We start from the raw sequence: 17,217 nt of genomic DNA on the forward strand, positions 1-17,217 counted from the left end.
CCGGGCGCCGGACCAGAAGGAGCATCCGAGGAGCAGCGATGGACCCGACAGCCAGTGCCCCGGAACAGTGTGCGAGCGCCACCGTGCTGCTGCGGTCGCTGCGCGAGGATGCCCTGGTGGAGCAGGTGTTCGGGCAGGACGCGATCACGGTGCTGACCCGCTGGGGCGAGGTGCCGATCGACCGGCCGGGGCCCGCCGTGCGGGAGGCGCTGCGCCGGATGGCCTTCGGGCCGGTCAACCTGGTCAACGTGCTGGCCGGGCTGTCGATCGGGGACGAGCACGCGGCGGCGCAGCACCGGCGGCTGGCCGAGGTGCTGGACCGGCTGCAGGGCACGGTGATCCAGACGCTGGCGCTGACCGACGGCGAGGGCGCGCTGCTCTCGGTGGTCCCGATCTCCGGCCAGGCCAGCACCACCGTCACCGCGGTCGACCCCGAACGGCCGCTGCGGCTCTCCCGGTTCGCGACGCTCGGCGCCGGCGGCGGGGAGGCCGTGCTGGAGTCCCCGCTGGCCCTGCACCGGGTGCTGCTGCACCACACTGACGCGGTGCTGATCGCGGCCGCGCTCACCCGCCCGACCAGCGTCGCGAAGCTGGCCCGCGCCATCGGCCTGCCCGGCGAGGCGATCGGCGCGGTGGTCGCCCACCTGGTGGCCACCGGCATGGTGCTGGTGGGCGAACGCGATCGGCTCGGCGGCCCGCGGTTCGCCGAGGACACCGATCCCGACCTGCTCGGGTGGGCCGAGCACGACCTGCTCTTCCACTCCCGCAGCCGGCTCGGCCGGCACGACGGCGCCTACGGCGCGGTCTTCCCGCAGGGTCAACGGCCGCCGCACGAGCCGGCGGTGAAGCCGCTGCCGCGCGGCAAGTACTTCCCGCTGCCCCGGCCCCCCGAGCGCGGCGCGGCCGAGCCGACCCTGACCGAGGTGCTGGAGTCCCGGCGCCCGGCGGGCCGGCTCGGCGACCACGCGGTCACCGCCGCGCACCTGGGCGAACTGCTGCACCGCGCGGCCCGGGTACGGGAGATGCACGTCGGCGGCCCGGACGAGGCGGCGGCGGGCACCACCACCGACCGGCCCTACCCGAGCACCGGCGACCTGTACGAGCTGGAGCTCTACCTGGTGGTCGGCACCGCCGCCGACCTGCCCCGCGGCATCTACCACTACGATCCGCGCGGCCACGGCCTGACGCTGATCAACACCGCCGAGGAGGCGGTCGCCGAACTGCTCGACGCGGCGATGATGGCCGCCGGGCTGCGGCGGGAGCCACCGGTGCTGATCACCCTCACCGCCCGGTTCGGCCGGCTCTCCTGGGTCTACGGCGGGATGGCCTACGCCACCACGCTCAAGCACGTCGGCATCCTGCTGCAGACCCTCAACCTGGTGGCCACCGCGATGCGGTTGGCCCCGCAACCGGTCGCCTTCGGGGACAGCGACGCGGCGGCCCGGGCCTTCGGCCTGGACTGGCGGCGGGAGTCCAGCGTCGGCGAACTGATCGTCGGCCCGTCGACGGCCTGACTCGATGTCAAACTGCGCGTGAATTGCCGAAGTAGTGGCTGGTTTCTGTGAAAAGACACATGCCGCGTACCCCTTGGAGTAGCTGGTGCGCCGCTACGATGTGTGCCGGTGGGGTGACCTCGGTGGTCAAGGGGGACGGATGTCACGGATGTCACGTCGGGTAGACGCGCACGGTCGCCGCATTCCGGTGGTTGACGACCGGTCCGCTGTCGGGCCCGCGTCGCGACTGTCGCGCACGGTGATCGCCGTCGTCTTCAGCGGCTTCGCGGTGCTGGCCGGTGTGCACACCATGACCCTGAGACCGGGCCTCAGCCAGGTGCTGGTCTTCACCGTCTCGGTCGGCGCCCTGCTGGCCCTGCAACTGATCCACAACACCCGCCTCGCGCCGCGCCCCGGGTCCCGGACCGCCTACGCCACCCTGGCCCTGCAGGCCGCGCTGGTCTACCTGCCGTTCCTGATGTTCGGCAGCGCCTGGGTCGGCATGCCGGGGTTCTTCGCCGGGAACCTGCTGGTGCTCACCGCCTCGCCGGTGAGCTGGGTGCTGTTCGGCCTGGTGGTGGGCACCCAGACCTGGGCGCAGTACCTGGTGACGCCCGACGACGCCTGGTCGATCAGCTACACGCTGATCTCCGCCACCATCACCGGCCTGATCGTCTACGGCATGCTGCGGCTCGGCGACCTGGTGGAGGAGGTCAAGCGGACCCGCGAGGAGCTGGCCCGGATGGCCGTCCAGCAGGAGCGCCTGCGCTTCTCGCAGGACCTGCACGACCTGCTCGGCTACAGCCTCTCCGCCATCACCCTGAAGACCGAGCTCACCCGCCGCCTGGTCACCAGCCACCCCGACCGGGCGGGCGACGAGCTGATCGAGATCCTGGAGATATCCCGCCAGGCGCTCTCCGACGTGCGCATGGTGGCCAGCGGCTACCGCGAGATGTCCCTGGACCAGGAGACCCGCTCCGGCTGCTCGGTGCTGGCCGCCGCCGACATCCAGATCGACCTGGACATCTCGCACGACCGGCTGCCGCCGCAGGTCAGCACCGTGCTGGCGACCGTGCTGCGCGAGGGCATCACCAACGTGCTGGGGCACAGCAAGGCCGAGCACTGCGCCATCAGCATCGAGCAGCGCGACCGGAGCGTGTTGCTGCGGATCGTCAACGACGGCGTGCAGCCCGCGCCCCAGGAGCAGCCGGCCCGGCGCGGCACCGGCATCGACAGCCTGCGCTCCCGGGTCGGCCGGCTCGGCGGCCGGCTCACCGCCGCCGTCGGCCCGGACGGCCGCTTCCAGCTGGAAGCCCGGGTCCCGTTGCCGGCCGACGGTGCTACAGCCAGCCCGCCTGGGACGCGATCCGGATCGCGTCGACCCGGTTACGCGCGTTGAGCTTGGTCACGGCGGTGGTCAGGTAGTTGCGCACGGTGCCGGCCGAGAGGTAGAGGCTGGCGGCGATCTCCGCCACCTCCGCGCCGCCGGCGGCCAGCCGCAGCACCTCCGACTCCCGCCCGGTGAGCGGGTTCTCCACCGAGTCCCAGGCGGCCAGGGCCAGTTGCGGGTCGATCACCCGCCGCCCCGCCGCCACCCCGCGGATCGCCTCGGCCAGCCGGTCCGGCGGCGCGTCCTTCAGGATGAAGCCGGCGACCTGGGCGGCCACCGCGCGCCGCAGGTTTCCCGGGCGGCCGAGGCTGGTGAGGATCAGGGTGCGGCAGGACGGCAGTTCCTTGATCAGCTCGGCGGCGGCGGTCAGGCCGTCGATGCCCGGCAGGTCGATGTCGACGATGGCCACATCCGGTCGCCAGTCAAGCGCCCGGGGCACGATCTCGTCGCCCGAGGCCACCTCACCGACCACCTCGATGTCCGGTTCGAGGTTCAGGAGCGCGACCAGCGCCCCGCGGACCATGTTCATGTCCTCTGCCAACATGACCCTGATCAAGCCGGACTCCCCACCTCAGCGCACGGTACAGCTCGCGCGTCCTGAGAGGGTTCTACCATCCAAAGCTGGGAACGCGATCACAATCCACAGCGGTGCGGATACGTTTCACCACCGGCCGTCGCCGGGCTCAGGGCAGCCACTCCAGCGGCGGCCCCAGCCGCTCGGACCGCCGGCCGAGCAACTCGATCTCCCAGTCGTCCCAGTCGCCGCCGCGGCCGTCCTGCCGGTCGAGCGCCAGGCCGCAGTCCCGGCAGCAGTACTCCTCCTCGACCGGGAGCGGCACCGCGAACTGGGCCGCCCCGGCGGTGCCCAGCAGCACGAGCAGCTGGTCCAGCAGCCGGACGAAGGCGGACATCAAGCCCAGCCGCCCGTCAGGCCGGCACCGCGACCGGGCGGCCGGCGGTGAGTTCGGCGGCCAGCGCGGCGAGTTGGTCACCGGTGCCGGCCGGCCCCCGGCAGGCGTTGAAGACCTGGAAGCCGTGCTCCTCGGCCAGCGGCTCCAGCAACCGGGAGAGCACCGGGCGCGGCCCGACCTCGACGATCCGGGTGGCACCCAGCGCGAGCAGCGCCTCGATCCCGTCGGCGAACCGGACGGTGGCGCTGATGTGCCGCACCCAGTAGTCGGCGCTCAACTCCTCGGCCGCCAGCGGTCGGCCCAGCACGGTGGAGACCAGCACGGTGGAGACCAGCGCGGTGGCGGCGGGCCGGTGGTCGACGGTGCGGGCCACCGCGCCGAAGTCGTCCAGCATCGGGGCCATCAGCGGCGAGTGGAAGGCGTGCGACACCCGCAGCCTGGTGGCCTTGATGCCGTGCCCGGCCAACCGCTCGCGGATCGCGTCCAGTTGATCGCCGTCGCCGGAGAGCACCACCTCGGCCCGGCTGTTCACGGCGGCGGTGCCGACCAGCGGGTGCGCCGGGATCAGTTCGAGCACCTCGGCCTCGCTCGCCTTGACCGCCAGCATCGCGCCGCCCTCGGGCAGCAGCTCCATGCCCTGCGCCCGAGCGGTGACCAGCCGGGCCGCGTCGGTCAGGCTCAGCGCGCCGGAGAGCACCGCGGCGGCGAACTCGCCGATGCTGTGGCCGAGCAGCAGGTCAGGACGCACACCGAGCTCGCCCAGCGTGGCGCCGAGCGCGTAGCCGATCGCGAAGAGCACCGGCTGGGCGTAGCCGGTCCGGTTGATCAGCGGGTCGGCGGCGCGGACGAAGTCGACCACCGAGCGGTCCAGGCCCGGGCGCAGGGCGGCGTCCGCCTGCTCCAGGTGACGGCGGTAGACGGGACTGGAGTTGTAGAGGCCCACGGTCATCCGTGGCTGCTGGCTGCCCTGGCCGGTGAAGACGAAGGCGGTCGCGGGGGTGGCGGGCACGGTCGGTGCTCCTCTCGCGGAACGGGACTGAAGTCGGCGCACTCGGCGCCGGGGCGGGGGCGGTGCGCTCGGCACCGACCCCGCCCCCTGGGGCGTGTTTCAGGAACGGCTCGCAGCGCCCGCCAGCTGCGCCGCGGCCTCGGCCACCAGCGCTCTGGTGAATCCCGGGAAGGCCTGGCCGAGGAAGTAGAAGTGGCCACCGGGGAAGAGCTGGTAGCCGAACTCCGCGGTGGTCTCCCGGGCCCAGCCGGCCAACATGAACTCGGGCGCCCACGGATCGATGTCGCCGCCGAAGGCGGAGACCGGGGCGGTCAGCGGGACCCGGTCGGGGTCGGGATTGTAGGACTCGACGGCGCGCAGGTCCGCCCGGGTGAGCCGGAGGAACCGTTCGACGAACTCCGGCACCTCGTGGATCCGGTCGGGCGTGCCGCCCATCGCCAGCAGCTGGCCGAGCAGCCGTTCGTCGTCCAGCTCGTAGAGCCGGCGCCGCACCCGCGCCTGGTAGCTCGGGCCGGCCCGCCCCGAGACGCCGACCCAGCCGGGCCGCTGCCCGGCCGCCTCCAGCCGGCGGGCCAGCTCGATCGCCACCAGCGAGCCCAGGCTGTGCCCGAAGAGCGCGAACGGCGCGTCCAGCCAGGGCTGGACGTCCTCGTAGACCGTGTCGAGCACCGCCGACAGGGTGGTCAGCGGCTCCTCCCGGGCGCGCTTGCCACGGCCCGGCAGGTCGATCAGCACCAGGTCCCAGTCCTCGGGCAGCTGGCGGGCCATCGGCCAGTAGACGCCCGAGGAGCCCCCGGCGTGGTGGAAGCCGAGCAGCCGCAGCGCGGGCCGGTCCACCGGGCGCGGGCGCACCCCGGTCCTCACGCGCCGCGCCGTTCACTGGCGGCGGCGACCAGCACGCCACCGGAGAGGATGTGTTCGCCGAGCCGCTCGAAGAGCTCGCCCAAGGTGATCTCCTCCAGGAAGTCGTCCAGCGGGACCTCGATCTGGTAGTTCTCCTCGATCCGCAGGGTCAGTTGCATCGCGATGAAGGAGTCGCCGCCCAGTTCCAGGAAGGTCTCGCCCTCGGCCAGGTCCTCCTCGGCCTGCAGCAGCGTGCGCAGTTGCTGGTGCAGGAAGGCACTGACGGCGGCGCGGTCGGCGGCCTGGTCGGCGGTGACGGTGGGGACGGCGGCCAGTGCCTGCACCGGTGCCGGGGCGGCGGCCCGCTCCTCGATCCAGAGCCGGCGGCGGCGGAACGGGTAGGTGGGCAGGTTGCCGGCCGCCCGCGCGCCGGCCGGGCGCAGCGCGTCCAGCCGCAGTTCGGCACCGGCGGCGAAGAGGGTGCCGAGCGCGCTCGCCAGCAGGTCCACCGCCTGGGCCGGCTCGTCGCCGGTGAGCGGCAGGCTGCCGCCCTCCCAGCGCAGAGCCGCGTCCACCGACTGGTCGGCGGCGGCCGCCCCGGGTCGCACCTTGAGGCCGAACTGACGCAGGATCTCCGCCAGTTGCTCGTCGGCGCGGCCGTGGCCCGCGATCAGCTCCGGGTAGGCCTCGGTCAGCGCGGCCACCGCGGCGGCGAGTTGGGCGGAGCCCTGCACGGTGCTCAGGGTGACGGCCAGCCGGGCCGGCTTGAGCTCGCGCACGCCGTGCTCGGCCGCCGCGAGCAGCGCTTCGGCCAGCTCGGTGCCGCTGCGCCCGGTGACCGCGATCCGGAACTCGAAGGCGGTGCGCCCGGCCCGCAGCGTGTGGCAGTCGGCGGCCAGGTCCGCCGCCCCGGTGCGGCTCAGGTGCCCGGCCGCCAGCGAGACCAGCTCGGCCAGGCTCTCCTCGTGCTTGGCGGAGAGGGTGACCAGCTCCAGCCGCCCGGGGACGGCCGGCGGCTGCTGCCGCGCCTCCTGGTAGGCCTCCAGCACCACGTGCGCGTTGGTGCCGCTCATCCCGAAGGCGCTCAGGCCCGCCACCTTGCGCTGGTAGCCGGCCGGCCAGTCCCGGCTCTCGCGCGGCACCGCGACGTTGATCCGCTCCCACGGGATCAGCGCGTTCAACTCGCCGTCGGCGGCGCTCAGCGCGGCCGGGATCCGGCCGTGCTGGAGCATCAGCACCACCTTGATCAGGCCGGCCAGCCCGGCGGCCGCCTCCAGGTGGCCGATCCGGGACTTCACGCTGCCGGTGAGCAGCGGTTCCTGACGGTCCGACACGCCGCTGCCGACCACCGCGTCCAGCGCGCCGACCTCGATCGGGTCGCCGAGCGAGGTGCCGGTGCCGTGCGCCTCGACGTAGCCGACCTCGGCGGCGGCCACTCCGGCGTCAGCCAGCGCGGCCCGCAACACCTCCTGCTGGGCCGGGCCGTTGGGCACGGTCAGCCCCGAGGAGGCGCCGTCGTGGTTGACGGCGGTGCCGCGCAGCACCGCGAGGATCGGACGGCCCTCGCGCTCGGCCTCGTCCAGGCGCATCAGCAGCACCATGCCGACGCCCTCGCCCCGGCCGTAGCCGTCGGCGGCGGCGGTGAAGGTCTTGGAACGGCCGTCCGGCGCCAGCGCCTTGTTCTGGCAGAGCGAGACCATCAGGTCCGGCGAGAGGATCAGGTTGGCGCCGCCGACCAGCGCGTAGCGGCACTCGCCCTGGCGCAGGCTGCGGGTGGCCAGGTGCAGCGCGACCAGCGAGGAGGAGCAGGCGGTGTCCACGCTGATCGCCGGCCCGGACAGGCCCAGCACGTAGGAGACCCGCCCGGCCGCCATCGAGTGGCCGCCGCCGGTGCCGTAGTAGGGGTCGATGCCGGTCTTGTCGTCCGGATGTGCCATCCGCTGGACGTACTCGGAGGTCATCATGCCGACGAAGACGCCGGCCTTGAGCCGCTCCTGGCGGCGGACCGGCAGGCCGGCCCGCTCCATCACCTCCCAGCCGGTCTCCAGCAGCAGCCGCTGCTGCGGGTCCAGCGCGGTGGCCTCGCGCTGCGAGATCCCGAAGAAACCCGCGTCGAAGCCGGCGATGTCGCTCAGGAACCCGGCCCGCCGCACGTAGGAGCGGCCGAGCTGGTCGGGCTTCTCGTCGTAGACGGCGCGCAGGCCCGGGCGCTCCTCGGGGATCTCGCTGAGCGCGTCCTGCTCGCCGAGCAGGAAGTCCCAGTAGGACTCGGGGGTGGTCAGCCCGCCGGGCAGCCGTAGCGCGGTCGCGACCACGGCGAGCGGGGCGTTGCGCTGCTCCTCTAGTTCACTGATCCGGGCCTTGAGCCGGCGGGTCAGTCTGTGCTGCTCCTGCAGCAGGGCGCGGTACTCGTCCGTTTGCATCTCTTCCTACCTCACAGGTCCATGGCCAGGTCGCGCCGCACGGCGGCGAGCAACTCGTCGTCGGAGAGCTCGTCGTCGGAGAATGGGTCGCCGCCGAGCTCGTCCGGCACCGGGGTCGCGGCGGTGGCCGCCGGGGCGGGGGCCAGCAGCCCGGTCAGGTACCGGGACATCTCCGCGACGTTCGGGTAGTCGATGGAGGCGGTGGCCGGCAGGTCCTCGCCGACCGCGTGGGCGAGCAGGGCGCTGAGGTCGATCGCCATGATCGAGTCCAGGCCGATCTCCTCGAACCCGGTCTCGTCCTCGACCGCCTCCGGGTCGCCCAGGGTGTCGCCGGCCAGCTTGCGGACCACCTCGCGGACCCGCTCCTCGCGGTCGTCCTCGTCGGTGACCGCGGCCAGCTCCTCGCGCAGCCAGCCGCGCGGCTGCTCGCCGCCGCCCTCGGCGGCGGGTTCGGCGACCGGCGGGCGCTCGGCGGTGAGCACCGAGAGCAGCGCGGTGCCGGGGTGGGTGCCCAGGTTCCCGGCGTAGCGGGTGAAGTCGGCGTCCATCGCGAGCAGTCGGGCCTGGGTGGTGCCGGTGGCCAGGGCCAGCAGCGGGACGGCGACCTCATCGCTCAGCACCCGGACGCCGAACCGCTCGGCGGCCCGGGAGAGCGCGCCCGAGTCGGCCATGCCGCCCTTGGCGCTGGGCACCCACGGACCCCAGGCGACCGCCGTGGCGGGCACCCCGCGCTCGCGCAGCTGCTGCGCCAGCCCGTCCAGGTAGCCGTTGGCCGCACCGTAGTTGACCTGTCCGGCGGAGCCGAGGGTGCCGGCCGCCGAGGAGAAGAGCACGAAGCAGCTCAGCTCCCGGCTCTCCAGCACCGAGGCCAGCGTGTCGGCGCCGGCGGCCTTGGCGGCGAAGACCTTGCGGTAGTCCTCCTCGGTCAGGTGGTCGAAGGCCCGGTCGGCGGTGCTGCCGGCCAGGTGGAAGACGGCGGACAGCGGGGCCATCGACTCGGCGGTGGCGACCGCCGCGCAGACGTCGGAGCGGTCGGTCACGTCACCGGCCACCACCTCGATCCGCACGCCGCTCGCGGTCAGCTCCGCGATCACCTCGCGGGCCGCCGCGTCGGGTGCCGAACGGCCCATCAGGGTCAGCGCGGTGACGCCCTGCCGGGCCAGGAACCGCGCCACGCTCAGGCCCAGCGCGCCGAGGCCGCCGGTGAGCAGCGCGCCGCCGGTCAGGTGCGGGGTGTCGGCGCCGGCCGCGGGCAGCAACCGGGCCACCGCGAGGCCGGCCGCCCCCAGGCTGAGCCGGGTCTCGGTGACACCCTCGGCGGCCACCTCCAGCAGCGCCTGGGCGAGCGGTTCGGGCTGCCAGCCCTCGGCCAGCGTGATCCGGACCAGCCGCCGGTCGGGCTGCTCGATCTCCAGCGCGGCCAGCAGGCCGAACAGCGCCTCGCGGACCGGCGCGGCCCCGGGTCGGCCGTCCACCGGCAGCGCGTACGGCACGTCGGCCGGCGCCGCCTTCAGCGCGGCGGCCAGTTCCATGGCCGCCAGCCTTGCCGCCTCGGCGCCTTGACGGTCCGTCAGATCACTGAACCGGGCGTCCACCAGCAACTCGGTGGCGCCGGGGCCCTGGGCGAGCGCGTGGTTGACCTGGTGGCCCAGGGCGCGCAGCCGCTCGCCGAGCCGGCCCGCCGGGACGCTGTCGGCGCCGGTGACCACCAGGGTGCGGCGGGACTGCGGGACGGTCGGCAGCGGGCGCGGCACCCAGCTCAACTCGTAGGCGTGCGGCACGCCGCCGCGCAGGCTGGTGCGCAGCGTGGTGCGGGCCGCGGCGCGGACCCGGAAGCCCTCGGCGACGATCACGCTGTCGCCGGCCGCGGTGAACAGGTGCAGGTCGGCGACGTCCACCCGGCGGCGCCCGCGCTCCAGCGTCTCGGACTGCAGCACCGTCACGTGGCCCCACAGGTCCTCGCCGGGCACCGGGCGGCCCGGGAAGGCGAGCTTGGCGGAGGCGAACGGGATGGCCAGCGCGGCGGCCGCCTCGGCGTCCTCCTCGACCATGAACCCGGCGATGCTCTGGAAGACCGAGTCGATCAGGCCCGGGTAGATCTGGTAGTCGGTGACGGCGTCCGGCAGCGGCGGCTGGGCGTAGCGGACCAGCGCCTCGTCGCCGCGCAGCCAGATGTCGGCGATCCACCGGAAGGACGGGCCGAGGTTGTAGCCCAGCTCGCGGAAGAAGGCGTAGAAGGCCTCCCCGGAGATGTGCCGCTCGGCGGTGGCCGCGAAGGCCTCCCGGTCCGGCGCGTGGGCGATCGGGCCCTCGGAACTCATCTTGCCGGACAGGTGGTTGACCCAGGTGCCGGCCTGCGGGTCGAGCAGGCTGTGCACGCTCACCCGGCTCGGGTCCGCCTCGTCGTCGCCCAGCAGGATCTGCAGGTCGTAGCGCTCGCCGTCCTTGATCACCAGCGGGCGCGGGCAGATGAAGTCCTCCAGCGCCAGCGGGCTGCCGTCCCCGGCCAGCGCCGAGAGCATGGTGGCCAGGTGCGAGGAGGCCGGGGTGAGGACGGTGTCCTCGATCCGGTGGTCCGTCAGGTACGGCGGGAAGGTGTCGCTGCGCTCGAAGGCGAAGGCCCGGCCGCGCAGGGCCGGCGAGCGCAGTTCGCTGCCCCAGTGGCGCAGCGGGGCGGCCCTGACCGCCGACCCGGCGGCGGGCTCGACCTTGGTCCAGTAGCGGGTGTCGGCGAACGGGTAGCGCGGTGCCGCGGCCCTGGCCGGGCCGCCGGCCCGCTGCACCGAGGCCCAGTCCAGGTCCTGGCCGTGCCGGTAGAGGTGGGCGGCGGCGGCGAGCAGGCTGGCCCGCTCCCCCGTGCCCCGGCTGAGCGAGGCGACGGCGCCCTTGGCGGGCACCAGGCCCGCGCCGACCACCATGTTCACCAGCGTCCGCCCCGGACCGATCTCCAGGATCGCGTCCACCCCGAGGCCGGCCAACTGCTGGACGCCGTCGTGGAAGCGCACCGGCTCGCGCAGGTGCCGGGACCAGTAGCGGGCGTCGTAGTCCGCGTCGGTGGCGACCTTGCCGGTCAGGTTGGAGACCACCGGCAGGGTCGGGCGGTTGAAGGTCATCGGCGCGGCGAGCGCGGCGAAGTCCGCCAGCATGCCGTCGATCAGCCGGGAGTGCGCGGCGGCCGGGATCACCAGGCTGCGCGCCCGGTGGCCCTCGGCCCGCGCCCGCCGCTCGACCTCGGCGACGTCGGCGGGCAGCCCGGCCACCACGATCGACTCGGGACCGTTGATCGCCGCGATGTCGCAGCTGGTCCCCGCGGTCCAGGCCTCGACCTCGGCGAGCGGGGCGGCCACCGAGAGCATCGATCCCGCCCCGGCCCGCTCCTGCATCAGCCGGGCCCGGTGCGCCACCAGGGTCAGGCCGCTGACCAGGTCGAGCACGCCGGCGTGGATCGCGGCCGCGATCTCGCCGACGCTGTGCCCGGTGACCACCGAGGCCCGCACCCCCCACGACTCCCAGAGCGCCACCAGGGCCAACTCCAGGACCACGGTGGTGGGTTGGATGAAGCGGACCTGGTCGATCAGCTGCTCGTCCGCGCCGTAGAACATCAGGTCGAGCAGCGAGAGGCCGAGCAGCGGGGCGATGATCTCGTCGCAGCGGTCCACCACCTGGCGGAAGACCGGCTCGCTCTCGTACAGCTCGCGGCCCATCCCGAAGTACTGGCTGCCCATCCCGGTGAAGAGGAAGGCGATGGTCGGGCGCCCCGGCGCCTGGACCACCGGCTCGCGCAGCCCGGCCAGCAGCTGCGCGGCACCGGCGCCGAGCAGCGCCCGGCGCGGGCCGAAGTGGGCCCGCCCGGTGCCCGCGGTGACCGCGAGCGCGGCCAGCTCGTGCTCGGCCGCCTCGGCCAGCCGCTGCTCCCACCGCTCGCTCAGCCGGGCCAGGCCCGGCAGGTCGGGCGCGGAGAGCGGCAGCAGGTAGGGGCCCGCCGCCGGCTCGAGGGCGGCCGGCTCGGCGGCCTCGCCGAGGATCACCTGGGCGTTGGTGCCGCTGAAACCGAAGCTGGACACGGCGGCCAGCCGCGGGCGGTCGCCGGTGCGCCACGGGGTGAGCGCGTCCACCACCCGCAGGTTCATGTCGTCCCACGGCACGTGCGGGTTGAGGTTCTCGGCGTGCAGGCTGGCGGGCAGCTTGCGGTGCCGCAGCGCGAGCACCGTCTTGATAACCCCGGCGATGCCGGAGGCCGACTCGCTGTGGCCGATGTTGCTCTTCACCGAGCCGATCTGCAGCGGCTCGCCGGGGCGCCGGCCCGGGCCGAACGCGGCCCAGGCGGCGGCCAGTTCGATCGGGTCGCCGAGCGAGGTGCCGGTGCCGTGCGCCTCCAGGTAGGAGATCTGCGCGCCGTCCAGGCCCGCGTCGGCGAGCGCCTCGTTGATCACCGCCTCCTGCGCCCGGCCGCTGGGCACGGTCAGTCCGGAGGAGGCGCCGTCCTGGTTGACGGCGGTGCCGTGGATCACCGCGAGCACCCGGTCACCGTCACGCTCGGCATCGCTCAGGCGCTTGAGCACCAGCACGCCGCAGCCCTCGGCGCGGACGAAGCCGTCGGCCTCGGCCGAGAAGGTCTTGCAGCGGCCCTCGGGCGAGAGCATGTGCGCCCGGCTGACGGCCACCGAGCAGGACGGGTCGGCGATCACGTTCACGCCGCCGGCCAGCGCCCGGTCGCTCTCGCCGCTGCGCAGCGAACGGACCGCCAGGTGCAGCGCGACCAGCGAGGAGGAGCAGGCGGTGTCCACCGCGAGCGCGGGACCGTTGGCCCCGAGCAGGTAGGAGATCCGCCCGGCCGCGGCGTTCAGCGCGGTGCCGGTGCCGAAGTAGGCGTCCAGCTTGCCGAGGCCGCCCTGTTCGAGCAGCCGCGCGTAGTCGGAGTTGGAGATGCCGACGAAGACGCCGGTCCGGCTGCCGCGCACGCTGTGCGGGTCGATCCCGCCGTCCTCCAGCGCGTGCCAGGCCGCTTCGAGCAGCAGGCGGTGCTGCGGGTCCAGGCTCTCGGCCTCGCGGGCCGGGATGCCGAAGAAGCCGGCGTCGAAGCGGGCCAGGTCGCTCAGGAAGCCGCCCTGGTCGGTGGTGATGGTGCCGGTGGCCAGCGGGTCGGCGTCGTGCAGCGCGGCGCGGTCCCAGCGGTCGGCCGGCACCGGGCCGACCGCGTCGCGGGCCTCGGCGAGCAGTTGCCAGAACTCCTCCACCGAGTCGGCGCCGGGGTAGCGGGCGGCCATCCCGACGATCGCGATCGGCTCGCCGAGGCCCGTGACGGGCGCGGCGGGCGAGCCATGCGCGGCGGGCGAGCCAGCGGCCTCGACGGCGGCGGCCGCCGGGCGCGGGCGAGGCGACCGGGCCGCGGCGGGGGTGTGCTTCGGCCCGTCGGCGAGCCGGGCGGCGATCAGCTCGGCGAGCTGACCCACCGTCGGATAGCTGAAGATCTCGGCCACCCGCAGCTCGACGGCGAACGCCTCGGCCAGCTCGCGGGCCAGGTCGACGGCCATGATCGAGTCCAGGCCGAGGTTGTAGAAGCCGACGTCCTCCGGCACGGCGCGGCCCTCGGCGTAGCCGAGCGCAGCGGCCAGCTGACGGCCGACGTGCACCCGGGCGGCCGCCAGGCGGGCTCCCTCGGGCAGCGCGAGCAGCTCGCCGCGCAGCGGCGACCCGACGCTCGGCGGGGCCTCGGTGGCGGCCCGCTCGGCCAGTTCGGCGAAGAGCGCGCGCGGGCGGCCCGCGCCGATCACCTCCAGGAACCGGGGCCAGTCCACCGGGCAGGCCAGCAGCAGCGCCGCGGCGTTCGGGGTGGCGGCGGTCAGGCTGGTGCAGCCGGTGGCCGGGTCCACCTCGCCCAGGCCCATCCGGGCCAGGTTGCGCCGGCCCGCCTCGTCGGCCATGCCGTCCAGCGCCCAGGCCCCGAAGGCCAGGCTACTGGCGGGCAGTCCGGCGGCGGCACGGTGCGCGGCCAGCGCGTCCAGGCCGCCGTTGGCGGCGGCGTAGGCGCCGCGGCCCTCGTTGCCCCACAGGCCGGAGGCCGAGGAGGTCTGCAGGAAGAAGTCCAGTGGCCAGTCGCGGCTGAGCAGGTGCAGCCACCAGGCGCCGGAGTACTTGCCGCGCAGCGCCGCCTCGAAGGCCGCGCTGTCGGCCTCGGCGAGCGGCGCCAGCGGCAGCGTGCCGGCCGCGTGGATCACGCCCGCGATCGGCGGCAGGCCCTCGATCGCCAGCGCGGCGGTCAACTCGGCGTGCCGGTCGCAGTCGGCGGCGCGGTAGTGCGCCGCCACCCCGGCGGCGGCCAGCTCGGCCAGCCAGTCGCGGGTGGTCGCGGGCAGCGCCTCGGGGGCGGTGCGGCCGATCAGCACCAGGTGGCGGGCGCCGCGCCGGACCAGGTCGGCGGCCAGCGCCCGGCCGATGCCGCCCGCGCCGCCGGTGATCAGGTAGGCCGCCTCCTGACGGATCGTCAGTTCCGGCTGCCAGTCGGCGGCCACCGGGCGCAGCCGGGCGCCGAACGCGGCGCCGTCACGGACCGCCAGCAGGTCCTCGACGGCCGTCCCGGGCGTCGGTGCGGCGGCGGTGGCCAGCTCCAGCACGGTGCGCGCGTCGGTGGCGGTGGGGGCGGCCGGCAGATCGATCACGCCGCCCCAGCGGGCCCCGAACTCCAGGCCGAGCACCGGCAGCAGGCCGTGCAGCAGGCCGTGGTCACCGGCCGCGATCCCGTCCTGCCCGGTGACCTGGCGCACCCCCCGGGTGAGCGTGAAGGCGCGGTGCCGGCCGTCCACCACCGCGAGGCTGCGCACGGCGGTGGTGACGGCGGCCAGCAGCGCCGCGCCCGCGCCGGCCGGGTCGGCGTCGTCCAGCCGCTCCGGCAGCGGGTCGGCGCGGTGGGCCAGCACCAGCGAGAGCGGGCCGCGCTGGTCGCGAGCCGCCCAGAACCGGCCCCAGGCCAGGTCGTCGGCGGGCAGCGGGCCCTGCTCCCAGGCCGGGAAGGAGCCGTCGGCGACCGGGCCGAGCAGCACGCCGAACTGGCCGCCAGCCTCGGCCTCCGCGGCCAGCAGGGTGAGCAGTTCGACATCGTCCCCGGCCAGCACCAGGGTGCTGCCGCTGACCGGCGCAGTCGGCGGGACGGGGTGCCAGGCGAGCTCGTGCAGCGGCACGCCGGCCGGCGCCGCGGGCCGCTCGGCGGCGGGCAGCGGCGCAGCAGCGGCGGCGGGGGCGGCCTGGGCCGCGGCGGCGGCCGGCGCGTGCCGGGTCCGCTCCCACGGGTAGTGCGGCAGCTCCACCACCCGGCGCGGCAGCGCGGGCAGTCGCCCTGCCGCCGTCCCCTCGGCGATGGTGACCAGCGGCGAGGCCTGGTCGGCGGCCAGCGCGCCGAGCGCGGCGGCGGCGCTGGCGGGGTCGGCGGCGGTGACCGTGGCGGTCACCTCCTGGCGGCTGCGGCCCTCGGTGACGGTGTAGGCGAAGGCGGCGTACTGGGCGGGCGCCAGCGTGGCGAGGCGCTCGGCGAGCCGCCCGGCCAGCGCGCGCAGCGCGGCGGGGGTCTTGGCGGAGAGCTGGAAGCCGGTCACCGGAACCTCGGTGGCGCGCTGCTCCGCCGGCTCGGCGGGCTCCGCGGGACCGACGATGATGTGCGCGTTGGTGCCGATCATGCCGAACGAGCTGACGCCGGCGTACCGGCCGCTCTCGGCGGCCCGCCACGGCTGTGCCTGACCCGAGACCGAGATGCCGGTGCCGTCCAGGTCGATCCGCGGGTTGAGCGTCTCGAAGTGCACCAGCGGCGGGACGACGCCCTTGCGCAGGCAGAGCAGCGCCTTGATGACGCCCGCGATGCCGGCCGCGCCCTCCAGGTGGCCGAGGTTGGCCTTGACCGAGCCGACGTGCAGCTTGGCACCCTCGTTGCGCCGGCCGAGCGCGGCGATGATGGCGTCCATCTCGATCGGGTCGCCCAGCGAGGTGCCGGTGCCGTGCGCCTCGATCAGTCCCAGGTCGGCCGGGGTCAGCCCGGCGTCGGCCAGCGCGGACTCCAGCAGGTCGATCTGGGCCAGCACGTTGGGCGCGGTGAAGCCCGAGGAGCGGCCGTCCTGGTTGATCGCCGAGCCGCGGATCACGCCGTGGATCCGGTCGCCGTCGCGCAGCGCGTGGTCCAGCCGCTTGAGCGCGATCACCCCGCAACCCTCGCCGCGGACGAAGCCGTTGGCCCGCGCGTCGAAGCTCTTGCAGCGGCCGTCCGGGGAGAGCGAGCGGGTCTGGTCGATGATCCGGGTCGAGCCGGGGGCCAGCACCAGGTTGACGCCGCCGGCCAGCGCCACCTCGCACTCGCCGCGCCGCAGCGCCTGCCCCGCCTGGTGGATCGCCACCAGCGAGGAGGAGCAGGCGGTGTCCACGGCCACCGCCGGGCCGGTCAGGCCCAGGCAGTAGGAGATCCGCCCGGCCGCGAAGCTGTGGCCGTTGCCGGTGGCCCAGTAGGCGTCCAACTCGCCGGTGTTCCAGTCGCGGTAGTCCTGGCGGCCGGTGATGCCGACGAAGACGCCGACCTTGGCGTCGGTCAGCTGCTCGGGGGCCAGCGCCGCGTCCTCCAGCGCCTCGTGGGCCACTTCGAGCAGCAGGCGGTGCTGCGGGTCGATGGCGCGCGCCTCGCGCGGGCTGATCCCGAAGAAGTCGGCGTCGAAGCCCAGCACCTCGTCCAGGAAGCTTCCCTGGTGTGGGAGTTCGGCCCATTCATCGGCGAACGGGGCCATCCGTCCGGGCGGCCGGGTGCGCACCAGGTCACGGCCGGACTCGAGCGCCGCCCAGTACGAGTCGAGGTCGTCGATGCCGCCGGGCAGCCGCAGGCCGACGCCGACCACCGCCAGCGGCTGGTTCCCGCTCGCGGCGTCCAGCTGGGCGCGCAGGCTCTTGATGGTGTCCAGGGCTCGGGTCAGGGGTGTCGCAGCGCTCTTGCTCGGTTCCATGAGTCCGTATCCAGTCCTCGTGACAGGGAAGTTGAAAGGCCCGCGGTCGGGGGGGGCCCCCCCGGGGGGGGGGGGGGGGGGCCCCCCCCCCCCGGGGGCCGGGGGGGGGGGGGGGGCGGGCCCGGGGGGGGGGGGGGCCCCCCCCGGGGGCCCCCCGGGCGGGGCCGGCGGGGGGC

General features: G+C 75.1%; 8 protein-coding genes. 2 read left to right on the plus strand and 6 right to left on the minus strand.

The annotated features are described in order from the left end of the window. The first annotated feature begins 38 nt into the window (after positions 1-38). Positions 39-1,514, plus strand: coding sequence for a SagB family peptide dehydrogenase (locus ABH937_RS30125; RefSeq protein ID WP_370220089.1), 1,476 nt, complete (start codon positions 39-41; stop codon positions 1,512-1,514). A gap of 238 nt (positions 1,515-1,752) precedes the next feature. Then, positions 1,753-2,892 (plus strand): sensor histidine kinase, encoded by a 1,140-nt coding sequence (locus ABH937_RS30130; protein ID WP_370220090.1) that lies wholly within the window; start codon positions 1,753-1,755, stop codon positions 2,890-2,892. Here the strand turns inward: ABH937_RS30130 and ABH937_RS30135 are convergent. The 6 genes from ABH937_RS30135 to ABH937_RS30160 form a co-directional block, all read right to left on the minus strand. Continuing rightward, positions 2,834-3,427, minus strand: a complete 594-nt coding sequence (locus tag ABH937_RS30135; RefSeq protein WP_280692594.1) for a response regulator transcription factor — start codon at positions 3,425-3,427, stop codon at positions 2,834-2,836. The genes ABH937_RS30130 and ABH937_RS30135 overlap by 59 nt on opposite strands. 139 nt (positions 3,428-3,566) lie before the next feature. After that, complete coding sequence (locus ABH937_RS30140) at positions 3,567-3,794, minus strand: hypothetical protein (protein ID WP_280692593.1); 228 nt, start codon at positions 3,792-3,794, stop codon at positions 3,567-3,569. Positions 3,795-3,810: 16 nt separating this feature from the next. Further along, positions 3,811-4,803 carry an acyltransferase domain-containing protein gene (locus ABH937_RS30145; protein WP_370220091.1) on the minus strand — a complete coding sequence of 331 codons (993 nt, stop codon included), beginning with the start codon at positions 4,801-4,803 and terminating at the stop codon, positions 3,811-3,813. A 99-nt stretch (positions 4,804-4,902) separates the two neighbouring features. Next, on the minus strand, positions 4,903-5,667 hold the full coding sequence (locus ABH937_RS30150; RefSeq protein ID WP_280692589.1) for a thioesterase II family protein: 765 nt from the start codon (positions 5,665-5,667) through the stop codon (positions 4,903-4,905). Continuing rightward, positions 5,664-8,069 carry a type I polyketide synthase gene (locus ABH937_RS30155; protein ID WP_280692588.1) on the minus strand — a complete coding sequence of 802 codons (2,406 nt, stop codon included), beginning with the start codon at positions 8,067-8,069 and terminating at the stop codon, positions 5,664-5,666. The genes ABH937_RS30150 and ABH937_RS30155 overlap by 4 nt, the downstream gene beginning before the upstream one ends. A gap of 11 nt (positions 8,070-8,080) precedes the next feature. Continuing rightward, positions 8,081-17,041 carry an SDR family NAD(P)-dependent oxidoreductase gene (locus ABH937_RS30160; protein ID WP_370220092.1) on the minus strand — a complete coding sequence of 2,987 codons (8,961 nt, stop codon included), beginning with the start codon at positions 17,039-17,041 and terminating at the stop codon, positions 8,081-8,083. Positions 17,042-17,217: the final 176 nt, after the last annotated feature.

The organism is Kitasatospora sp. GAS1066B (assembly GCF_041262605.1).
In the GTDB taxonomy this organism is placed as follows: Bacteria; Actinomycetota; Actinomycetes; order Streptomycetales; family Streptomycetaceae; genus Kitasatospora.

Excerpts from the sequence above, each read along its gene's own strand:
- ABH937_RS30125 (WP_370220089.1), top strand. The coding sequence starts at position 39 with ATGGACCCGACAGCCAGTGCCCCGGAACAGTGTGCGAGCGCCACCGTG.
- ABH937_RS30135 (WP_280692594.1), bottom strand. The coding sequence starts at position 3,427 with ATGTTGGCAGAGGACATGAACATGGTCCGCGGGGCGCTGGTCGCGCTC.
- ABH937_RS30140 (WP_280692593.1), bottom strand. The coding sequence starts at position 3,794 with ATGTCCGCCTTCGTCCGGCTGCTGGACCAGCTGCTCGTGCTGCTGGGC.
- ABH937_RS30155 (WP_280692588.1), bottom strand. The coding sequence starts at position 8,069 with ATGCAAACGGACGAGTACCGCGCCCTGCTGCAGGAGCAGCACAGACTG.
- ABH937_RS30160 (WP_370220092.1), bottom strand. The coding sequence starts at position 17,041 with ATGGAACCGAGCAAGAGCGCTGCGACACCCCTGACCCGAGCCCTGGAC.